Annotated in this window: 21 protein-coding genes; 2 read left to right on the forward strand and 19 right to left on the reverse strand. The window is 66.4% G+C overall.

The genetic code is table 11. The features are described from left to right. Positions 1–14: 14 nt before the first annotated feature. The 3 genes from JF515_RS12870 to JF515_RS12880 form a co-directional block, all read right to left on the reverse strand. Complete coding sequence (locus tag JF515_RS12870; RefSeq protein ID WP_203104839.1) at positions 15–1,379, reverse strand: amidohydrolase family protein; 1,365 nt, start codon at positions 1,377–1,379, stop codon at positions 15–17. A gap of 26 nt (positions 1,380–1,405) precedes the next feature. Beyond that, the gene (locus JF515_RS12875; protein ID WP_203104840.1) at positions 1,406–2,176 is read right to left on the reverse strand and encodes an IclR family transcriptional regulator; all 771 of its coding nucleotides are present in this window, start codon (positions 2,174–2,176) and stop codon (positions 1,406–1,408) included. A gap of 270 nt (positions 2,177–2,446) precedes the next feature. Then, complete coding sequence (locus JF515_RS12880; protein WP_203104841.1) at positions 2,447–2,812, reverse strand: hypothetical protein; 366 nt, start codon at positions 2,810–2,812, stop codon at positions 2,447–2,449. Here JF515_RS12880 and JF515_RS12885 point away from each other — a divergent pair. After that, positions 2,799–3,848 carry a porin gene (locus JF515_RS12885; protein WP_203104842.1) on the forward strand — a complete coding sequence of 350 codons (1,050 nt, stop codon included), beginning with the start codon at positions 2,799–2,801 and terminating at the stop codon, positions 3,846–3,848. The genes JF515_RS12880 and JF515_RS12885 overlap by 14 nt on opposite strands. A 206-nt stretch (positions 3,849–4,054) precedes the next feature. On the opposite strand, the gene JF515_RS12890 is transcribed toward JF515_RS12885, so the two are convergent. The 3 genes from JF515_RS12890 to JF515_RS12900 all read right to left on the reverse strand — a co-directional run bounded on the left by JF515_RS12890 (position 4,055) and on the right by JF515_RS12900 (position 7,637). Continuing rightward, positions 4,055–5,326 carry an MFS transporter gene (locus JF515_RS12890; RefSeq protein ID WP_203104843.1) on the reverse strand — a complete coding sequence of 424 codons (1,272 nt, stop codon included), beginning with the start codon at positions 5,324–5,326 and terminating at the stop codon, positions 4,055–4,057. A gap of 74 nt (positions 5,327–5,400) precedes the next feature. Continuing rightward, positions 5,401–6,441 carry a proline racemase family protein gene (locus JF515_RS12895; RefSeq protein WP_203104844.1) on the reverse strand — a complete coding sequence of 347 codons (1,041 nt, stop codon included), beginning with the start codon at positions 6,439–6,441 and terminating at the stop codon, positions 5,401–5,403. Beyond that, complete coding sequence (locus tag JF515_RS12900; protein ID WP_203104845.1) at positions 6,438–7,637, reverse strand: zinc-binding dehydrogenase; 1,200 nt, start codon at positions 7,635–7,637, stop codon at positions 6,438–6,440. Before JF515_RS12900 ends, JF515_RS12895 begins: the two co-directional genes overlap by 4 nt. Before the next feature lie 151 nt (positions 7,638–7,788). On the opposite strand from JF515_RS12900, the gene JF515_RS12905 reads away from it, so the two are divergent. Beyond that, positions 7,789–9,756, forward strand: coding sequence for a hypothetical protein (locus tag JF515_RS12905; protein ID WP_203104846.1), 1,968 nt, complete (start codon positions 7,789–7,791; stop codon positions 9,754–9,756). An 18-nt stretch (positions 9,757–9,774) separates the two neighbouring features. On the opposite strand, the gene JF515_RS12910 is transcribed toward JF515_RS12905, so the two are convergent. The 13 genes from JF515_RS12910 to paoA form a co-directional block, all read right to left on the reverse strand. After that, entirely contained in the window at positions 9,775–10,578 is an 804-nt protein-coding gene (locus JF515_RS12910; protein WP_203104847.1) for a nucleotidyltransferase domain-containing protein, read from the reverse strand. 223 nt (positions 10,579–10,801) lie between these two features. Beyond that, on the reverse strand, positions 10,802–11,224 hold the full coding sequence (locus JF515_RS12915; RefSeq protein ID WP_203104848.1) for a hypothetical protein: 423 nt from the start codon (positions 11,222–11,224) through the stop codon (positions 10,802–10,804). A 52-nt stretch (positions 11,225–11,276) separates the two neighbouring features. After that, positions 11,277–11,921 (reverse strand): alpha/beta hydrolase, encoded by a 645-nt coding sequence (locus tag JF515_RS12920; RefSeq protein WP_203104849.1) that lies wholly within the window; start codon positions 11,919–11,921, stop codon positions 11,277–11,279. After that, positions 11,918–13,306 (reverse strand): sensor domain-containing diguanylate cyclase, encoded by a 1,389-nt coding sequence (locus tag JF515_RS12925; protein ID WP_203104850.1) that lies wholly within the window; start codon positions 13,304–13,306, stop codon positions 11,918–11,920. The genes JF515_RS12920 and JF515_RS12925 overlap by 4 nt, the downstream gene beginning before the upstream one ends. Before the next feature lie 201 nt (positions 13,307–13,507). Further along, entirely contained in the window at positions 13,508–14,047 is a 540-nt protein-coding gene (locus JF515_RS12930; protein WP_203104851.1) for a hypothetical protein, read from the reverse strand. An 80-nt stretch (positions 14,048–14,127) separates the two neighbouring features. Further along, positions 14,128–14,880 (reverse strand): SDR family oxidoreductase, encoded by a 753-nt coding sequence (locus tag JF515_RS12935; RefSeq protein ID WP_203104852.1) that lies wholly within the window; start codon positions 14,878–14,880, stop codon positions 14,128–14,130. Between the two features lie 115 nt (positions 14,881–14,995). Further along, entirely contained in the window at positions 14,996–15,307 is a 312-nt protein-coding gene (locus JF515_RS12940) for a helix-turn-helix domain-containing protein (RefSeq protein ID WP_161385025.1), read from the reverse strand. A 1-nt stretch (position 15,308) separates the two neighbouring features. Continuing rightward, positions 15,309–15,665: a toxin gene (locus tag JF515_RS12945; protein ID WP_203104853.1), complete on the reverse strand. Its 357-nt coding sequence runs from the start codon at positions 15,663–15,665 to the stop codon at positions 15,309–15,311. Between the two features lie 156 nt (positions 15,666–15,821). Then, positions 15,822–16,841 carry a DUF72 domain-containing protein gene (locus JF515_RS12950; RefSeq protein ID WP_203104854.1) on the reverse strand — a complete coding sequence of 340 codons (1,020 nt, stop codon included), beginning with the start codon at positions 16,839–16,841 and terminating at the stop codon, positions 15,822–15,824. An 11-nt stretch (positions 16,842–16,852) separates the two neighbouring features. Then, the gene (locus JF515_RS12955) at positions 16,853–17,179 is read right to left on the reverse strand and encodes an STN domain-containing protein (RefSeq protein ID WP_203104855.1); all 327 of its coding nucleotides are present in this window, start codon (positions 17,177–17,179) and stop codon (positions 16,853–16,855) included. A gap of 64 nt (positions 17,180–17,243) precedes the next feature. Next, complete coding sequence (paoC, locus tag JF515_RS12960; protein WP_203104856.1) at positions 17,244–19,445, reverse strand: aldehyde oxidoreductase molybdenum-binding subunit PaoC; 2,202 nt, start codon at positions 19,443–19,445, stop codon at positions 17,244–17,246. 3 nt (positions 19,446–19,448) lie between these two features. After that, positions 19,449–20,399 carry an FAD binding domain-containing protein gene (locus tag JF515_RS12965; RefSeq protein WP_203104857.1) on the reverse strand — a complete coding sequence of 317 codons (951 nt, stop codon included), beginning with the start codon at positions 20,397–20,399 and terminating at the stop codon, positions 19,449–19,451. Beyond that, complete coding sequence (gene paoA / locus JF515_RS12970; protein ID WP_203104858.1) at positions 20,396–21,058, reverse strand: aldehyde dehydrogenase iron-sulfur subunit PaoA; 663 nt, start codon at positions 21,056–21,058, stop codon at positions 20,396–20,398. Before paoA ends, JF515_RS12965 begins: the two co-directional genes overlap by 4 nt. Between the last annotated feature and the right edge of the window lie 67 nt (positions 21,059–21,125).

Below are 21,125 nucleotides of genomic sequence, written 5' to 3' on the forward strand. Positions count from 1 at the left end.
CGACGGCGCCCGCGTTAAAGCGATACGTCGACGCCGGCCTCGCGGATGCAGCGGCGGGCGATCTCTTCCGCCTGGCGCATCAGGGCGCTTTCGTCGACGAACAAGGCCTTGCGGTTCTCGATCAAAAGCTGGCCGTCCACCATCACGTCACGCACGTCGGTGCCCTTGCCGCTATAGACCAGGGCGGCGGTGACATCCAGGGTGGGCGCCAGGTGCGCCTGCTCCAGATCCACGGTGATGAGGTCCGCCTTGAGGCCCTCCGCCAGCCCCCCCACCTGGTCGTCCCGACCGATCGCGCGAGCCCCTTCGGAGGTGGCCATGCGCAGGGCACGGTGGCGACCCAGAGCCTGGGGATCGTTCTTGGCGGTCTTGGCGGTGGCGCAGGCGTATTTCATGCTTTCGAACAGATCCTGGCCGCAGTTGGCGGCGGGGCCGTTGGTGGCCAGCCCGCAGGTGAGGCCGGCTTCCAGGAATGGATGAATGGCGGGAAAGCCGGTGCCCCAGAACAGGCGCGTGGGCGGGTCCAGCAACACGCGGGTGTCGCTCTGGGCAAGCAATTCCACCTCCCGGGGCGAAACGTCGGACACCGCCACCACCTGCACGTCCGGACCCAGGCAACCGGTTTCGTGGAGCAGTTCCACCTGGCGAATATCGCGGCCCAGATGCTTGGCGATGAGCCGGTTGAACTCCGGGGATTCCGCCACGTGCATGTGCAGGCACAGGCCCAGGCGGTCCGCCAGGGCACGGGTCTCCCGGTACATCTCCTCGGTCATGCACCAGGGCAGCAGGGGCCCGAAGGACAGCCGCAGCCGGTCGCCCTCGGCGCCGTGCCAGCGTTCCGCCAGCGCCGTGACCCGGCGCGCCTGGTCGTCCAGACTCTCCATGAAATCCGGCAGGAAATTGCGGCCCTCGAACGCCCGCGCCAGGGTGCCGCGGATGCCGGAGTCGCGCAGGGCACGGAAGGTGGCGTCCTCCATGGCGGTGTCGTCCGGATGGGCGGCGGCCAGGTTTTCCACCAGGGAAGTGTTGCCGTTCTTGAGATTTTCCAGGCAGCCCAGCATCTGGGCCACGTACATGGCTTCGTCGTCAAAGGCGCCGATCATCGGCAGTTGCTGGTCGAGCCAGTCGAGCAGCCGTTTTTCCGGCCCCAGGGTACGACCGAAGATCATGCTCAGGTGGGTGTGGCCGTTCACCAGGCCGGGCATCACCAGCTTGCCGGTGACGTCGATAACGCGGTCCACCGGGGTATCCGGCAATTCCGCCCGGGGGCCGACAAAGGCGATCCGGTCGTCGCGGACCAGCACGCAACCGTCATGGTACTGCCGATCCGCCTCGTCCAGGGTCAGGACCCGCCCCCCTTGGAACAACGTGGTGGTCATGCTCTCTCCTCACTCCCGTGGCGGGCTCAGATCCCGCGACCGGCGCGCGGCCATTCACGAGCTATGCGCGCGGCGGCAATGCGCAGGTGATCAAGCCAGCCGTCTTCCGGGTCTTGCGCCCGGTCTCCCACGGCGGCCACGGTGACCGCCGCCAACAGGGTGCCGTCGTGGCAGAATACCGGCACCGAGGTACTGAACACTCCGCTTTCCAGCTCACCGTTGCTGGTGGCGTAGCCCCGCTCGCGGATGTCCTGAAGCTCCCATTCCAGGACCCCCACATTACCGCCCCATTGCTCCGGCGTCAGCGTCGCGCACTGGTCAAGAATACGGCGGATGTCGTAATCGGGCATGTGCGCCAGATGGACCTTGGCGGAAGAGCCCAGATAAAGGGGGGTGTCCGCCGCCGGGCCGAGCCCCACCCGCACCGTGCGCGGCCCCTCCTGGAATCCCACGCACAGCACCCGCTCGCCGACCCGGTGGGTCACCAGGGCGCTTTCGCCGGTCATGGCGGTGAGTTCGCGCAGAATCGGCGCCGCCAGCGCCGCCATGTCACGACCGCTCTCCTCGGTCATCGCCACCAGGCGGCTGAAGCCGGGGCTGAGCACGTATTCACCGCTGCGCGCCATGCTCGAGATCAGGCCACGGCGGCGAAGTGTATGCAAGTAACGGTAGGCGGAACTGCGCGAGAGCCCGAAGCGCCGTTCGATTTCCTGGCGGGTGACCACCTGTCCGTGGCCCGCGAACATCAACAGGATGTCGAGGATACGATCCAGTGAGGAAGCGTTGTCTTTACTCATTATTCTGTCCCAAACATGAACGATCGGCGGAACCGGCGCTAACGGTTCCCCCTGTGCCCGCCCGGTCGATCTTCGGTACCTGTATTTGTCTTGCCAGACGGGACCGGTCTTTTCGAGGAATCCGCGCGCCACCCCTTCGGCGCACGGGCTACCGGTTGAGCGTCCCACGATTCAGAACGTCCTGCCACTGTTTTGCCACCCAATACCGCCCCTGCCCGAAAAAAGTGCGTGGATTTATGACCGAGCCTTGATTCAATTTTGTATACATGATTAGCTTTTAAAGAACAAAAAACAAACAGCCAATACATACATATAAAACAACAACTTATGGAAAAAGGAATGAACGCGCCATTTTTCAGCCCCTGAAACATCCCTGACACACCCCAAAAGCCCGCCTTGCGTGATGCAGGCCGGCGATTTTTTGCCCAAAAAGCACAGAAAAGGGGCACTTTGTCGCCCTACCCCGGGCAATGACTGCTCTCCAGGGGCGCCATAATGGACCACATAGAAACAAAACCAGCTTTTCTTATTTCTTGTATACAATAAATGGGGATAGAGAACGGGGAGCACCGGCCCGCCTGAGCCGCCCCACCGTGAGACCTGAAAAACAAGAGGAAACCCGATGACAAGCAGCATCCGCAATACCATCCTGGCCACTTCCGCCCTGTTCGGCCTCAGCGGCCTGGCCCAGGCCGAAACCGAAGCCAGCTTCTACGGCGTCCTTGACGTCTGGGCCGGCAGCAAGGAACTGCCCGGCGACAACGACGGCACCGCCAAACTCGACGCCGGCGGCATGACCACCTCCTTCCTGGGGGCGAAGGTCACCACCACCCTGCCCAACGGCATGATCGGCATGGCGGTGGCGGAAAGCTTCCTGCGCCCGGACACCGGCGAGGACCGACGCTACAGCGGCGATGAATTCTTCGCCCGCAACGCTTACGTAGGCGTGGCCGGGGATCTGGGCACCTTCAAGGCCGGTCGCAGCACCGCGCCCATGTTCGTCCCCACCCTGATCTCCAACCCGTTCGGCGGTTCATTCGGTTTCGCGCCGGCCATTCAGCACTCTTTCCTGGGCGGCAACAACGGCCCCACCGCCGGTGATTCCGCCTGGTCCAACGCGCTCTCCTACACCAGCCCCAACATGGGCGGCGTCACCGCCAACGTGATGTACGCCTTCGGCGAGCAGGAAGGCGACGAAAGCGCCAACCGGGTGGGCGGTCATCTGGTCTATCGCGGCGGCGGCCTGATGCTGACGGTGGCCGGACACCGCATCGAGGAAGGCGCCATCGACAGCAATGGCGGCGTGGGCGAAGCCGGCGCCCTGGGCGCGGTGGAGCAGGATGGGCTGCTGGCGGGCGCCAGCTACGACCTGGGCGTGGTCAAGGTATTCGCGTCCTACCAGCAGTTGGACACCGGCACCAGCACCGGCGACATCGATACCGACACCGGCCAGGCCGGCGTCTCCATTCCGGTGGGTAAAGGGGCCGCGCTGGCGTCCTACGCGCACACCGATTACAGCGGCGACCGGGACACCAAACGCAAAACCTGGACGGTGGGCTACGACTACCCGTTCAATGAAACCCTGGATGTCTACGTCGCCTACATGCACGACGATCTGGAAGACACCGGCGACGGCGATACCTACGGCGTGGGCAGCCGCTTCAAATTCTAGGGAACGGCATACCCGGCTGATGGCGGCTCCTCAGGAGCCGCCGATTTGCGCGCTTTGGGCCGGGTTGGCGTCAATGTCCTCCATGCGGTCCCGAATCTGATCCTCATTGTCGGGCCGCACCAACCGGCTCACCTCCCGACCTTCCTGAATAAAGACCGCCGCCGGGTGATTCCAAAGTCCGTGCCCGCGGAGCCCCTGGCGGGCGGCTAGCGCAGCGGCTCGCGGCTGCGGTCGCGCATCCACAGCATCACCAGCCCGGCCACCAGGGCGCAGGCGGCGAGCAGCACGCCGGGCACGGCGGCGTAACCGGTGGCCTCGATCAGCCAGGTGACGAACATCGGCGTGGCACCGCCGATCACACCCAGACCCAGGTTATAAGCCACCGAATAGCCGGACAGACGATCCCGGGCCGGGAACAACTCCACGAACATGGCCGGCGCCGAACCCAGCGGCACCGCCAGCAGCGCCACCAGCCCGAACTGCACCACCACCGCCGCCACCAGGCGGTCGGCGTGCAACCAGGCATAGGCGGGCCAGGCCACCGCCGCCATGGCGAACATGGCCAGGGCGATGAAGCGGGTGCGGCGCGGGCCATGGTCGCCGATCCAGCCGGACAGTGGAATCAACACCAGCAGCAGCACCGTTGCGAAGGTGTTGATGCGCAGCGCCAGATCCAGAGGCAGGCCGGTGAAACGGTTTAGCCATTCCGGCAGATACACCAACGGCAGGTAGAACAGCGCGCCATAGGCGGACGCGAACACCACCGCCTGCACCATCTCAAGGCGGTTTTCGGTAAGCGCGCGGCGCAACGGCGAGGTATCCGGTCGCTCTTCGTGGTGGCGCTGGAATTCCTCGGACTTGGGCAGATGGCGGCGCATCAGAATGGAGGTGACCCCGAGGATGCCGCCAAGCAGGAAGGGCACCCGCCAGCCCCAGTCCAACAGGGTTTCCTGGGCGAACAGCGAGGTGGTGAGCGCCGCCACCGCGGACCCCAGCAACATGCCCACCATGGTGCCGGTGTTGGCCCAGCTGCCAGCCAGACCACGCCGGGAACGGGGCGCGGTCTCCACCAGATAGGTCACCGAGCTGCTGAACTCTCCCCCCACGGACAAACCCTGCACCAGGCGGATCAGCACCAATAGCAGCGGCGCCCACAGGCCGATGCTGTCGTACACCGGCAAACAACCCAGCAACAGCGTCGGCAGCGCCATCATGCTTACCGATAACAACATGGTGGCACTGCGGCCCAGGGTGTCACCAAGCCAGCCGAACGCCACCGAGCCCAGGGGGCGCATCAGGAAACCGGCGGCGAACACCCCATAGGTGGCGATCAGCGCGGCGATGCTGTCCTCCCCGGGAAAGAACAGGTCGGCGATGATACCGGCCATGTAGCCGTACAGGGCGAAGTCATACCACTCCACCACGTTGCCAATGAAACCGGCCATGACCGCCGTGTGCCGCTTTCCGGTTCGCCGCATGCGCAACTCCTTTCCCAGGCGCTTTCGGCGGCACAGGATAACGGAGCGGCGCGTCGATTGCCCGCCGGATTAGCTCAGCCGTGGCGCGACGTCAGAATGTGGTGCAGACCGCCGCACTCCACCATCGGGTCATCGCAGTTGACCACGACCTCCGAGCGGGCCAGCACATGGCCCTTGCCGGTGATGGTGTTGCGCACCACGTCGTGGGCGCCGGCCTGCTCCACGCCAAGGAACTCGCCAATGAACCCGGACTCACGCAACGAGACGGTTTCCAGCTTGTCGCCGGGGCGGATTTCGCCTTCATGGTGCATCAATGCCAGCCGCGCCGAGGTACCGGTGCCGGTGGTGCTGCGGCAGATCACCCCGGGGTGCACGTAGGTGGCCGAGCGGGAGCGGTAAAAGTCATCGGCGACCTGTTCCACCGGCCCCATGAAGTGCAGAAACGGCAGCGGTCCCACATCGCCCAGGGTGTAATGGGAAAAACCGCGCTCCGCCTGGATCGCCTCGACGATGGCGCCGGCGCAGCGGGCCAGATCGCGCTCTTCGTCCCGGGTCAGGTGGAAACCCAGATCGCGGGCGTCCACCAGGGCGTAGAAACCGCCGCTGTAGGCCACGCTGTAGCTTATGTCGCCCAGATGCGGCACATGGATGGAGGCGCGATGGGTATCAATATAGCTGGGCAGACCGCCGCAGGTGATCGCTTCCACCACGCCGTTCTCGATCCGGGCATCGATCTGCACCAGCCCGGCCGGCGATTCCAGCAGAAAATGCTGATGCCCCTCGCGCTTGGGCACCAGGCCGCTCTCCAGCAGTGCCGTGGCGGTACAGATGGTGTTGGAGCCGGAGTAGATCGGATAGCCCATCACTTCCATGATGATGTAGCCGGTTTCCGCTCGGGGGTCCGAAGGCGGCACGATCAGATCCACGGACATTTCCGGCGCCCCGTAGGGTTCTTCCAACAGTAGCCGGCGCATGCCGTCGGCATCGTCACGCAGGTATTCCATTCGCTGGCGCACGGTGGCGCCGGGCAGCGGATCCACGCCGCCGGTGACGATTCGGCTCACGTCGCCGCCGGCGTGGGTGTCGATCAGTTGCAGGGTCAGTTCGTTTTTCATGACACCGGCGCCCCCCGATTCTGCTCCTGCTGGTTCAAGGCGAAGGGGGCACCGTGCTCCGGCCACTGAGCGTCGGGCACGATCACGATCTTGCCCAGGTAGTGGCTGCCGCGCTCCACGAAATAACGCTCCGCGCGGTGCAGGTCGGAGAGACGGAAGGCGCCGTGCAGCACCGGCTTGAGCGCCCCGTCGCGAATCCATTGCATCAGTTGCCCGGCTTCCCGCCGGGTGCCGTGGGACACCCCGAACACCTGGACCTGGTACAGATAAATCCGCGTCCAGAGAATCTCGCTGACGTTGCCGCCACTGGCGCCGGCGATGCTCAGGCGCGGGTAACCGTCACGGGCCTTCATGTCGAAAATCATGGTATCGATGAAGCGGTCGGTCATGTCGCCGCCCACCAGATCCATGACCGCATCGATGGGAGCCCCGCCGGTGAGATCCCGGACCCGCTCGGTGAAGGTGTCCATATTGGAGCGGTCCAGCACCGCCTCGGCGCCCAGTTCACGCAGCGCCTCCGCCTTGTCCGGCGTGCTCAGGGCATAGGGGATGGCGCCCAGCAGCCGGCACAGCTGGATCAACGCGGTGCCCACGCCACCACTGGCGCCGGTGACCAATACCCGCTCGCCGGCGCGCACCCGGGCGGCGGTGAGCATGTGGCAGGCGGTCTGGTAGGAACACATACCCAGGGCGGCCAGTTCGGCGTCGGCCAGTTCCGGGTTGGGCACCGCGTGGAACTGGTCCGACGGCACCACGATGTATTCGGCGAAGCCGCCATCGGCGCCATGGCCGTAATAATCCGGGGTCAGGTTAAGATCCTGTCGGTCATCCGGATAGAGATTGAAATCCAGCAGACCCCGTTCACCAAGGCGGGCTGGATCAACGCCTTCGCCCACCGCCACCACCCGGCCGGCCACGTCGGCGCCCTGGATGCGCGGGAACGTCAAGGTGGGCGCGCCGCCCATCTGAAAGGAGGTGACCTCGTCCTTCTCCTTGGTGGGATAGAGCCCTTCGCGGGCCTTGCGGTCGGTGTTGTTCTTGGCGGTGGCGGTCACCCGCACCAGCACCTGACCGGGGCCCGGCGCCGGCACCGGCAGATCGTCCCGGTAAACCAGCTTGTCCAAACCGCCGTGGCCGGTGAGCACCATGGCGGCCATGGTGTCGGGAATATCCCGCGCGTCGGCGTTAGAACTCATGAGCTCCTCCTTGCACGAATGCTTGCCGATGCCGCCTACCTGATAGCCCGGAACGGGATTTCAAGGTGGTCTTACCCCATTTGGGGGATGTGGGGTAGCAGGGCGCTGGCTAGGCTCGCCGTGGACAAGACAACACACTGGGGACGTTCACATGAACTTCAAACCGTTTCATACACTGGCCTTGATGGCCTTGCTGGCGGCTCTCGCCGCCTGCGGCGACTCCTCGTCGTCCTCTTCCGACGATTCCGACACTGGCCAGGCACGCACCGTCACCGGCACCGCCTCGGCGCCTTCCGGCATGGTCGCCTCACTGCGCGCGCCGGACCCGTTGCGGGTGGTGCTGGACTTCCTGATCCAGCCGGCGGCAGCGGCCATCACCGGCCTGCAGCCGGTCAACGGCGCCACCGTGGAATTGATCCGGGTGGACAATGACGGCAACCCGGTCGGCGAGGTGCTCGCCACCACCACCACGTCCACCACCGGCGATTACACCCTGACCCTGCCCCAGGGCGTGAACCTGGCCGGCAACCTGGTGGTGCGCATCCGCGGCGCCGACGCCCAGATGCGCGCCCAGGTAGTGGAGGAAGCGGTCAATATCGACCCCACTTCGGAATTCCTGCTGCGCGAATTCATCGCCCAGGGCACCGACCTGGAGCAACTGGTGATCAATGAGGTGGTCAAGCTCAAAGGCAAGGTGGAGGCCTTCGATCTCACCGCCGGCGCCAACCTGACCGACATGCTCGAGCAGTTGGACGCCGAGGTCGGCGACCTGGTGGAAAACCAGGTGGCGGTGATCAACGACGGCGGCGGCGACGCCGCCACGGTGGCCGGCCACTACCGCGCCAACGCCTTCTCGCTAGGCCTGCACGATAGCGATGATCAGAGCGGCGGCACCTTCGCCACCGACCTTTACACCAGCACCTTCACTTTCAGCGATGGCGGCGACGGCATCGTCGACCTCAACCTGACCGGCGAGGAAAGCGCCGAGGGCATGCTGTCCGGCAACACCGTCAGCGGCGCCTGGCTGGACTATGGCACCAGTGGGGAGGAGATGGACGAAACCTTCTCCGCCGCGCTCACCGCTTCCGGCATTCTGTCCGTGGAAGGCGAATTCGAGGAGGAAGTCGATGACGAGCATGCGTTCCGCTTCCCGCCCTCGGTGTACAACCTGCAACGGGTCGGCGACCGTGGGCTGTTCTTCCAGGTGTCCAAGGAAGCGGCGGTACGCTACGGCGTGACCCAGGACGGCGCCCTCAACCCGGACGACCGGCGCGGCGATGAAGCCTTCCGGGCCCTGGAGGTATTCGCCCGCACCCCCACGGATTTCAGCGACAACGACCTTGACGGTGATTTCGGTCGCGTCTACCTGGCCACCGAGATGGAACAGGGGTTGATCGCCGTGGAAGCGGAAACCAATGTGGTGAGCTTTAATGGCAACGGTAATCTGAATCTGGCCACCGGTACCTTCCATCGACTGGGCGTGGGCACCGGTTATGAAACCGGCGCCACCGAGACGGCCGAGAATTTGTCGGTGATCATCGACGGTGACGGTGACATCGTGGCCATCGGCGGCGAGCCCGAGGACGGTTTCATCAACGACACCCACGATTTCATCAGCCTGATGCGCGCCGAGGGAAGCGACTCGGAATTCGCCCGTTTCGACACCACCCTGATGGTGAAGCTGCCCCAAGCCACCCCCGACGTGGCCGGCAACCGCTATCGGATGCTGCTGCTGTCGCTGTTCCTGGAAGGCAACCCGGCGGGCGGCGCCAATATGGAAATGTACGCCAGCCAGTTCAATACCTTCCTGACCCTGGACAGCGCCACCCAGGCGACCCTGGCCGGCGGCATCAATGAGGTGAGCAAGAACAACCTGGCCGCCAACCTGGAAACCAGCGTGGATGAGGTCGAAGAAAGCTTTTCCGTGGACGTCGCCGCCAACGGCGCCGCCACCCTGACCCTGGAGGCTGATGACGGCACCAATGTGCTGGACGGCTTCTTCAATCAGGATGCCAGCCTGGGCCTGTTCACCCTGCGTTTCGAACCGGACCAGGGCGATCCCAACGAGTTGGGGCTGGTGGTGCTGGTGGAAGTGACGGGCGACAACGACGAGGATTAACGTCTTCTTCCGGCGCGCTCATCGCCCCCGCAAGCAATCGCGAAACAGGGCGTTGAGCGCCGCCGGATCACCGTCCGGCGTGTCCCCCTTGGCCTGATATCGGGACAGCCGCGACAGCTCGTGTTCGATGAACTCGTTGAGCGCCGGAATCGCCGGCACGAATTCCTTCTCCTGGCTGCGCTGCTTACGCGCCAGCAAGCGGCCGATCTCCTTGTCGAGGATTTCATTGTCCGCCACCAGCGCACGCAGCCGCTCGAATTCGATCGGCGCCGGCGTGCGGTACCGCTCCAGCCAGCGGATCGCCAGCAGCGGTCGCAGCACATAGAAATATTTCTTGAGCGGCACCAGCCTCGCCTTGAGATAACCGTGGTAATTCTTGTCCGCCATGCTGAGGTAATGAAACACACCCTTGTCGACGGCGTAGACGCTCGGCAGCAATGCCCGGGCCCGCTCGGCGAAGTGGCCGTCATCCCGATACAGGATCGACGACTGCAGCCATTCGACGATGGATGGGTTGGATTTACGCAGCAGTTTCAGCGCCTTGCGCAGATCCCAGCCGTTAAGATCAATGTCATCGACGATCTCGTACTCGATCACGTCGCGGCGGTCCTCCACATCCAGGGACAGATACCAGTCCTCGGAACGGACGTAGACAAAGCGGACATCGTAATCGCTGTTCGGAGAAGGAAATCCCCAGGCACGGCTACCGGATTCCACCGCGAGCAGCACGCGCACATCGTGCTCCTGCTCGGTGGCGCGCAGGCGCCGCAGAATCTCGCCATGGACGGCGGCGTCGATAACGCCTTCGGATAAGTCAGTCATGATTGCTCTTGGTCCGGATGCCAACCGAGCCGGGCACCCGCTTCATGGGCGGACACCGGTCGGAACTCCGCGGATGGTATCCCATGCCCGCGCCTTTGCCCCACGACCCGGTTGGCAGGCTTTGTAAAGCTTCGGAAAATTCAGGTTCATCGCGCCTGGGGCAGCGCGCGGCTGGCGACGGGAGCGGTTTCAGCCGCGACCGCCACGCATTGGGGCGGCCCGATCAGCCGTGGAGGTCGAGGATCGCCCGCCGGTCCATCAGTTGCAGTGCCCGCGCCAGCTCACGGTGGCCCCGACGGGCGGCATGCAGTGAATACCAGGCCTGCAGCCGTTCGCTGTCTCCGGGCACCCGCTCCAGAGCGTACTCGACGGCACGCAGGTATGGCGTGCGCAGGTCCGCCGGCAATGATGGCGCGCCGTCCTCCTCGCGTCCCAGCTCGATGGCCGCCACCAGCGCCAGTTGGCCGGCATCCACCAAGCGCGGCACCGCCGCGTAGGAAGCCGTTCCCACCGCGCCGTCACGCACCAGGTTCCGCCACAGCGTATCCAGAGCCTCGGGGTCCCCACCGGCCAGGGCATCCAGCACCGGGAAGGGATCATAGGGGCGGCCGTGGGCGCAATGCCAGGGCGTGCGTTGATCACTCATTGGGCTTTGCTCGTTTCAGTGGGAAAACGCCAAGGGTACCACCTTCACGCCGTCACGCCCCGGCCACCGCCCGCAGATGGGTGAGCACGGCCCGGGATGCCGCCGGCAAACAGCCTTTGAAGAAGTGGTCGGTGCCGGGAAACACGGTCACCGGATGGCGCCCGGCGCGCAAATGAGCGAGCAGGTCCGCCAGCGGCGCGCGCTCGTCGTCCTCGCCATGCAGCAGCAGCGCATCGGTGGGTACCGGCACCGGTTCGTAGACACGGCCATCGGGCACCTTGCCCACCGGCATGCCCATCAACACCAGCGCGTCCACCGGTCGCGCCAGCCGCGCGGCGGCGCGCGCGAACACCCAGGCGCCGAAGGAGAAGCCCACCAGGGCCAGGGGCAGGTCCGGATGGCGCGCCCGCAGCGCTTCGATCATCACGCCGGTGTCCTCGGTTTCGCCTTCCCCCTCATCGTGCTCACCTTCCGACCCGTCCACGCCACGGAACGCCGGTCGCGCCGCCAGCCAGCCGCCGGCACGCAGGGCCCGCGCCAGCGCATGGGGAACCGGATGGCGCGGTGAGCCGCCCAGCACCGGCTGCGGGTGCCCCACCAGGGCCATGCCCCGGGGTGGTCCATCCGGGTGATCCAGGGTCAAACGGAGACGGCCCGCCGGGCCGTTCAGATCAAGCGTCTCACGGCCACTGCTCATTGCCGCGCGTCACCGGCCTCGCACAGGCGGTCGCGGCCACCGTTCTTGGCCTCGTAGAGGGCATCGTCGACGCGGCGCAGCAGGGACGGCACGGTCTCCTCGGGGCCCAGGGCGGCCAGGCCGGCACTAAGCGTCACGGTGATCTTCTCCCGGTCGGACACCGGCAGCTGACTGGTGGCCATGGTATTGCGCAAACGCGACGCCACCGCGCGGCCACCTTGTAGATCTGTATCCGGCAGAACAACGATGAATTCCTCGCCCCCCAGCCTTCCGCAGTGATCCACTTCGCGGCACGACCTCAGCAGGATGTCGGCGAAGGCGCTCAGCACGCTGTCGCCACCGGCATGGCCCCAGGTGTCGTTAATGCGCTTGAAGTAATCCAGATCCAGGGACAATACGCACAATGGCAGCCCGGAGCGACGCGAATGCGCCACCTGCCAGTCCAGGGTCTCCATGATCGCGCGCCGGTTGGCGATTCCGGTGAGCTCATCGGTGCGGGCTAACGCGCTCAGTTGGTCGCGCATCATGCTTTCGTGGATTTCATGACCGACGGTGTCCGCCAGCAACTGCATGAAAATCAGATCGTCCTGAGTGAAAGGCCGGCACGGTTCCGGCGAGGAGAAATTCAGGGTGCCGTAGACCTTGCCCGCCACCTGAATCGGGCTGCCGATGTAGGACTCCAGACCGAAATTCAGATAACAGGGATGGTGGCGGATTTCACTGTGCGCGGTGTGGTGGAAACCGATCGGCCGGTCCGCCTTGAGCGTGTGCACGCAATAGGTCCCGGGCAGCTCGAACCCGGTGCCTGGAACCAGGCCTCCGTCCGGGCTCACGCAATGCTCGACCAGATAATCCTCTCTAACGATGCGCGACTGGATCGCCACCGGCAGCCCGAAATGACGCGCCCCCAGCTCCAGGATGGCGTCGATCCGTTCATCCCGACTCATGGACGGATTGGCGCTGATGGCATGCAGCCGTTGCAGCGTATCGATGGATTTTTCCACCGGCGCGGAGGGGCGCACCAAAGCGATGTAGCCGCTCACTTCACCGTGCGAATCATGCATCACGCCACCGCAGGTGTGTGCCAGGAACACGGTTCCATCGGCGCACCGGTAGGTCATCCGGTAATTGGCCATGCCGCCATGGGCGTCCGGGTTGTAACGACGCTGGCCCTGGTCGTCGAAGTCACTCCGGTCGGCATAGAAAATCGCCGTTTCCTGGCCGAGCATATCGGCCTGGGAATAACCGAACAGCCTCTCGGTGGCGGGATTGACATAAACCACCCGGCGCGCCTGATCGGCCACCACCACCGCTTCGGGGAGCTGATTGAAAATATCCGCGAGCAGAGCGGCTGAAACCGAGTTCAGCTCCGCCGGGGAGGACATGTCATCCGTGACTGGGGAGATCCCGCCACGTTGATTTTCTTGGGCCATAATCGAAGGGTCGCTGGACAGCCGGACAACCGACGATCACATGGTTGTCGTTAAACGCCGCGCTGTCAAAGCAAAAACCCCGGATTCACGCCCCCTTGACGCGCCACGGTCCGACTTGAAACAAAAGGTATATACAAAATATACGCGGCACCATCAGTGCCGGCGCTCACCACGCCGGTAGCACACCTGATCCGGCGCCAGGCCACGCCTTTCCGTGGCATCCAGATAGGCCCGGGCGGCGGCCTTGTCGGGGATGATCCAGCCCACCGCCAGCCCCACGCCCTCGTTGGCCGGCACCTGATTGTAATCGGCGACCACCGCGTTCACCGGGATCAGAGGCAGGGCCCAGAGCAGGCCATAGAACTTGTGCACGCGGGCGGAGTATTGGTAGGTGTCGATCCGCTCGCCCCGGTGGTACAGGCGGGCTTCCGCCTTCACCGGCGACAACCAGTAGGTGGGCAGCAGCCCCAGGGTCCAGCCGGACAGCTTGCCCGCCAGGTTATCGTCCAGGTAGTCGTTGCGGGCGTCCGCGTCCAGCTCGAAATAGTAGGGTCTGGGGTCGGTGTCGGCGTCGCAGACCGGCACCGCCACCGAGGTCTGATCCACCCGCGCCAACCCGCCGCCGACGATGCCGGCACAGCCGGTAAGAGCCAGGGCGGCGAGCAGCGTCGCCGCTTTACTGACGGAATTCATTCGCTTCCCCCTCGGAAAAGGAAGCGACGTTACACCGCCGCCGGGCGGCGTGCCACCGACCGCGACACGGCGGCGCCGGCTCAGGCAAAGCCGCCGTTGGCGCGCAGCACCTGGGCGTTGACCCAACCGCCGTCCGGGCCGGCCAGGAACGACACCACGCCGGCGATATCATCCGGTTCGCCGAGCCGTTCCAGGGGTGCCTGGGCGGCCAGCTGGTCGATCAGCGCCTGGGACTTGCCCTCCAGGAACAGTTCCGTGCCCACCGGTCCCGGCGCCACGGCATTCACCGTGATATGCCGGCCGCGCAGCTCGTTGGCGAGCACCCGCACCAGACCTTCCACGCCGGCCTTGCTGGCGATGTAGGGGCCATAGGCAGGCAACGCCTTGGCAATGACGCTGGTGGAGAGGGCCACGATGCGGCCGCCTTGCCCGAGCCGGGCGGCGGCCTCGGCGAGCACCAGGAAGGTGCCGCGCAGGTTGGTGCGAATGACCCGGTCGAAATCCGCCAGGCGGGCGGTTTCAATCGGCGCCATGGGCAGCTCGCCGGCGCTGTTGACCACCACATGGACGCCACCCAGGGTTTGTTCCGCGCTGTCGAACAACCGCGCCACGTCCTGCTCGTCACCCACATCCGCCCGCACCGCCAGGGCGCGGCCGCCGTCCGCCTCGATGGCGTCCACCACCTCCCGGGCGGCGGCTTCAGAGTGGGCGTAGTTGACCACCACGGCGAAGCCGTCCCGGGCCAGCCGCAGGGCAATGGCGCGGCCAATACCACGGGAGGCGCCGGTGACCAGGGCGACCTTGGAAGAGTGTTCGATGGAAGTGCTGCTCATGGGGGACCTCTCAGCGCAATGAATCGGAAAACCCCATGCTATCGTTCAGGAAACATCGATAAACCCGACAACCCTGATAACTCTATTCGGTTTTTATGAACAATCAGACGCGAAACTACAGCCCGGCCAGTCGCTCCAGGGTGTCCGGGTAGCGTTCGATCAGGCGGATCAGGGTAGCGGCCTGGGCGTTGGGGCGGGCACGGCCCTGCTCCCAGTTTTCCAGGGTGCGGGGATTGGTGCGCAGGTACATGGCGAACACCGCCCGGGACAGGTTGAGGCGCTCGCGCAGGGCCAGCAGGTCACCGGCGTCAATGGCCGCCACCGGCGCCAGCCGGGCCTCCTGACCACGCAGGGTAAGTTTGCCCTGGCGCTGGGCCTCCAGTTCCTGGAAGCCTTCCTTCAATTCCGCGAACAGATCCCGCTTCATGTCATGATCCTCCCGTCTGATTACGCCTCGCCATCAACTCCGCCTTCAGCAGGCGTCTCAGCGCGCGACGCTCGGCCAGCGTCAAATCGTCGGCCTCGTCCTTGCCGTAGAGCGTGAACAACCAGAACTGAGCGCCCGTGGGCCACCAGTAATAGATCACCCGTAAGCCGCCGCGCGTGCCCTTGCCGCGCCGTTCATCCACGAAACGCAGCTTGCGCAATCCGCCGGTGCCCGGCATCCGGGGGCCGGCCTCCGGATGCAGCATCAGAATCCGCTGCAGCAGCCAATAGGTGTCCTCGTCCAGATACGCCGCCCGGTGGCGCCGGAACGGCGTCAACTCCACGAATACCGCTCGCATACTATACGCTCCCTGCGTACAAATAAACCCCACCCGGATGAATGGGTCGTCCAGGTCTAATGTACGCAGGCACCAACGGCGGCGAAGTCGGAGGATGGCCAGGAAAACCGTGGGAGATCAGCGCGGCACGGCGTCAGCCGATCGCCATGGTGGCGCTCAGCGGCGGGTGGCGGCGGCCAGTACCGCCTCGGCCAGGGCGGCCACGGAGCGCGGCGCGCTGCCCTCCGCCTTGTTGCTCAGGGTAACGAAAGCGGGCTGGCCGGCCCCCACCGTGCCAGCGATCACCCGCGCCAGGGCGGCGCGGGTGTCCGGGTCCGGATCCACCAGCTTGTCGAAGGGTGAGTAGCGGTCGCGGGCGTCTTCGTACCCGTAAGCGCCGTGCCTGAGGTTCAGGTTCCAGCGGCACACCAGAGGGCCGGGCCAGAGCGCGCGCAGCACCGGGAGCTGTTCGGTGATGGGGGGCATCTTGCCGTGCAGGCCCAGGCAGTAGGTGGCACCGGTGTCCTTGAGAGCGGCCACGAAGTCCGGCGTCAGCCAGTGCGGATCGCGCACCTCCACCGCCAGCGGCGTGGCCGGCGCCCGGGCCCGCAGGCCGCGCAACAGGTCATGCAGGCGTTCGATCACCGGTGCCATATGCCCCAGCCAGGCGCCGGGCAGCGGGCTGATCTGGAACACCAGGGCGCCGAGTTTCCCGCCCAGCCCCTCCGCCGCCGGTGCCAGAAAGTCCCGCCAGGCCAGTTCGGCGTCCAGGAAATCCGGGTTGGGCTTCAGGCCCTGGCCGCCACTACCACGGCGCAAGGCGTCGGTGACGCGGCTCGGCGCCTTGACCACGAAGCGGAAAGCCGCCGGTACCTGGCGGGCGTGGTCGGCGTACTGCGCCATGGAAAGCGGCCGGTAGAAGCCCCGGTCGAGCCCCACGGCGTTGAACAGGGGATGGCGCGCGTAGGCGTCGAGGCCTTCCCTGGAAAGTTGGCCCTCGTCATACAGCTTGTCCCAGACCAGACCGGCCCAGCCAGGGTAATGCCAGGAAGAGGTGCCCAGCCACAGCCGTTCCGGCAGAGCGGCGGCCAGGGACGCGAGGGCGGGGTCCGGCGCCGCCGGCCGCACCGCCGGGGGCACGGCGGCGGGCGCCTCGAACAGGACGCCGGTGCCCGGCGGTGGCGGCTCGGTGGGCATGGCGGGCGGGGTTATTCCACTTTCAGGGTGTTGGGAGCGTGCTCGGTGATAGCCAGCCCGGTGCCGTCCAGGGCGGTCTCCAGGGCCTGGCGAATGCTCATGCGCCCGGCCACCGGCTGAACCTGGACGGCGCCGATTTCATCGGTGTCCGCCTCGATGAAACAGCCGGTGGCGTGGGCCAGTTGCTGGGCGGTTTCATCGAAGCGCTGGGCCGGCAAGTCGTAACTCGCGACGGCGTCGCACTTGCCGGTTTCCATCGGCGCGGCGCGGTCCTGGCCGGTGCAGCCGGCCAGCATCAGGGCGCCGGCGCCCAGGGCCATCATCAGGGTATCGCGCATCGTTCAATCTCCATTTGCAATGATGTGCACTCTGAGACCGGTGCGCGCGCTCCGGGTTCCGGCGTCAGGCCAGGTCGGGGAGTCCGTCGAGCAGCTTGTCCAGAGTCACCGGATAATCGCGCACGCGCACACCGGTGGCGTTATGGACCGCGTTGGCCACGGCGGCGCTGACGCCGCAAATGCCCAGCTCGCCCACGCCCTTGGCTTTCAGGGGCGTGGAATAGCGGTCCTCGCCTTCCAGGAAAATCACTTCCTGCTCCGGGATGTCGGCGTGCACCGGCACCTCGTAGCCGGCCAGATCGTGGTTGGCGAAGAACCCGTAGCGGGTATCCACCGCCAGCTCCTCCATCAGGGCCGCGCCCACGCCCATGGTCATGGCGCCGATCACCTGGCTGCGGGCGGTGACCGGGTTGAGGATGCGGCCGGCGTCGCACACCGCCAGCATGCGCCGCACACGGATCTCACCGGTGGCGGCGTGCACGCCCACTTCCACGAAGTGGGCGCCGAAGGTGGCGAGCAGGTACTCCTTGCCGCGGAAGTCGCCGAACTCGATCTTGTCCTCGGCCACCAGCTCCTCGCCGCCGCCCACCTCGGTGAGCGGCGTGCGGCGGTCACCGTGGCGAACCACGCTGTCGGCGAAGCTCAGGTCCTCGGGGTCGGCGTCCAGGCGCTCGGCGATGGCTTCGCGCAGGGCGACGCAGGCGGCGTAAACGCCGGCTGTGGAACTGGCCGCGCCCCACTGGCCACCGGAGCCGGCGGAGGCCGGCGCATCGGAATCGCCGAGCGCCACGTCCACCGCGTCCAGGGGCACGCCGAGCATTTCCGCGGCGGTCTGGGCGATGATGGTGTAGGAGCCGGTGCCGATGTCGGTCATGTCGGTCTCCACACGTACGGTGCCGTCCGGCTTGAGTCGTACCCGGGCGCCAGAGGCCTGCACCGGCGCGCCCCGGTAGGCGCCGGCCACGCCGTGGCCGATCAGCCATTGGCCGTCGCGGCGGGCGCCGGGCTTGCGGTTACGTTCATTCCAGCCAAAACGCTCGGCGCCCCGTTCCAGGCATTCCACGAAATGCCGCTCGGAGAAGGGCCGCTCGGGGTTGTCCGGGTCCACCTGGGTGTCGTTGAGCACGCGGAACGCCACCGGGTCCATGTCCAGTTTCCCGGCCATTTCGTCCATGGCCACTTCCAGGGCCATCAAACCGGCGGTTTCGCCGGGGGCGCGCATGGCGTTGCTTTCCGGCAGGTGCATTTCCAGAGGCCGGTGCACCAGCAGGCGGTTGGCGCCGGCGTAGAAATGCTGGGTGGGCGCGGCGCCGTTCTCGCCATCGCCGCCGGGCAGGGTGTTGCTGGTGTTGTCGTGGCCGATGGCGGTGATGCGCCCGTCCCGATCGGTGCCGATGCGGATGCGCTGGATGGTCAGGCCGCGATGGGTGGCGTTGTTGGCGATCAGCGGGCGCGGCAGCGCCACCTTCACCGGCCGGCCGGTTTCCCGGGCGGCCACCGCCGCCAGCACCGCGTCGGCGCGCAGGAACAGCTTGGCGCCGAAACCGCCGCCGATGTAGGGCGAATCGAGCCGCACTTTTTCGGCGGGCAGGTCGAACGCCTTGGCCAGCGCCTGCTTGCTCCACTCGATCATCTGATTGGCGCTCCACAGGGTGAGCGCGCCGTCCTTCCATTCGGCGATGGAGGCATGGGGTTCCATCTGCGCGTGGCTCTGGGCCGGCGTGGTGTAGGTCTGGTCGAGTTTCACCGGCGCTTCGGCGAACGCCCGGTCGAAGTCGCCCACCTTCGCCATCGGTTCCACCTCGTCATCCTGGTGGGCGCGGCGTTGCTCGGCGAGATCGAAGGAGGCGCTTTTGTCCTCGTCGTAGTCGGTGCGGATCAGGGCGGCGGCGGCGCGGGCACGCTCGAAGGAGTCCGCCACCACCACGGCGATGGCCTGGTGGTAATGCTGGATGTCGCGGCCACCGAACAGGTAGGCCACGTTCATTCTCGCCTTGGGCAGCCGGTCCATGTCCAGGGTGGTGATCACCGCCACCACGCCCGGCGCCGCCTTGGCGGCGCGGGTGTCCATGGAACGGATGCGGCCCTTGGCGATGGCGGCGCCCACCGGGTAGCCGACCAGCTGGCCGTTGGCCACGTCATGGCGCTCGTAGGCGTAGGGCGCGGTGCCGGTGGTTTTCAGCGGGCCATCGATGCGCGGCAGGGGCTGGCCCAGCACGGTTCCGCGATCGGCCGGATTGCTCCCGGCGGGTTTGTCGAAACGCATGGGTTACTCCTTCGCTTCCGCGAGCACGGCGGCCAGGGTGCGCTCGGCCAGGTTCACCTTGAAGCGGTTCTCGTGGGTGGGCTCGGCGCCGTCCAGTAGCCGCGCCATCACCGCCTTGGCGCCCCTCGGCAGGGCCTCGTCCGCCTCTTCCCGGCGCCATGGCTTCGGCGCCACGCCGCCCAGCGCCACCCGGCCGCTGCCGTCGGGCTGAACCACCGCCGCCACCGACACCAGGGCGAAAGCGTAGGACGCCCGGTCGCGCACCTTGTGGTAGAAATGCTTGCCGCCCAGGGGCCTGGGCAGGGTCACGGCGGTGATGAACTCGCCGGGAATCAGCACCGAATCAATCTGCGGCGTGTCGCCGGGCAGGCGGTGAAAATCGGCGATGGGGATGGCCCGGGTATTGCCGTTGGGCAGCACGGTTTCCACTTCCGCGTCCAGCAAGCGCATGGCCACCGCCATGTCACTGGGGTGGGTGGCGATGCAGTGCTCGCTGCCGCCGATGACCGCCAATTGGCGGCTGAAGCCCTCCCGGGCGGCGCAGCCGGCGCCGGGCCTGCGTTTGTTGCAGGGCATGTTGGTGTCGTAGAAGTACGGGCAGCGGGTGCGCTGCAACAGGTTACCGCCGGTGGTGGCCTTGTTGCGCAACTGCCCGGAGGCGCCGGCCACCAGGGCCCGGGTGAGCACGCCGTAGTGGCGCCGTACCCGGGGGTCGGCGGCCAGGTCGGTGTTGCGCACCAGAGCGCCCACGCGCAGACCGCCGTCGTCGGTGTCCTCGATGGTGTCCAGCCCCAGGCCGTTCACGTCGATAAGATGGGCCGGGGTTTCCACCTCGATCTTCATCAGGTCCAGCAGATTGGTGCCACCGGCGATGAAACGGGCGTGGTCCGTGGACGCCGCCGCCATGGCCGCCTGTTGCGGGGTCTCCGCCCGTTCGTAGGTAAAGGCTCTCATGATTGCTCCCCGGCCACGTCCCGCACGGCGTCGAGAATGTTGGCGTAGGCGCCGCAGCGGCAGATGTTGCCGCTCATGCGCTCGCGGATTTCTTCCGCCGTCACCTTCATCGGCGCGTTCAGGTCGGCGGTCACGTGGCTGGGCACCCCGTCTTGAATTTCCTGCAGGGTGGCCTTGGCGGAGCAGATCTGTCCCGGCGTGCAGTAACCGCACTGGTAGCCATCATGCTCGATGAAGGCCGCCTGCATGGGGTCGAGATTGTCCGGCGTGCCCAGGCCTTCCACGGTGGTGATCTCGTCCCCCTCGTGCATCACCGCCAGGGACAGGCAGGCGTTCACCCGCCGGCCGTTGACCATCACCGTGCAGGCACCGCACTGACCGTGGTCGCAGCCCTTCTTGGTGCCGGTCAGTCGCAGCTGTTCGCGCAGGGCGTCGAGCAGGGTCAGCCGGGTGTCGGCGGTGAACCGGCGGGGTACGCCGTTGACGGTGAACGCCACTTCGGCGGTGGCCGCCTTGTCATCGGCGGCGGGAGCGCTGGTGGGGCTTTCACCGTCGCGACCAGCGGTGGCCAGTCGAGGCAGGCCCAGGGAGGCCGCGGAGGCGGCGCCGACGATCATCAGGGCGCGACGCGTGATCTTGAAACGGGGGTGCTGGGACATGGTCACCGATCCTTCTGGCTGGCGGGGCGACCGTGTCGATGCCGCCCGCTGGCGAGGACGTACGTGT

Origin of the sequence: Alloalcanivorax marinus (assembly GCF_016785095.1) — a bacterium.
GTDB classification, from domain to species: domain Bacteria; phylum Pseudomonadota; class Gammaproteobacteria; order Pseudomonadales; family Alcanivoracaceae; genus Alloalcanivorax; species Alloalcanivorax marinus_A.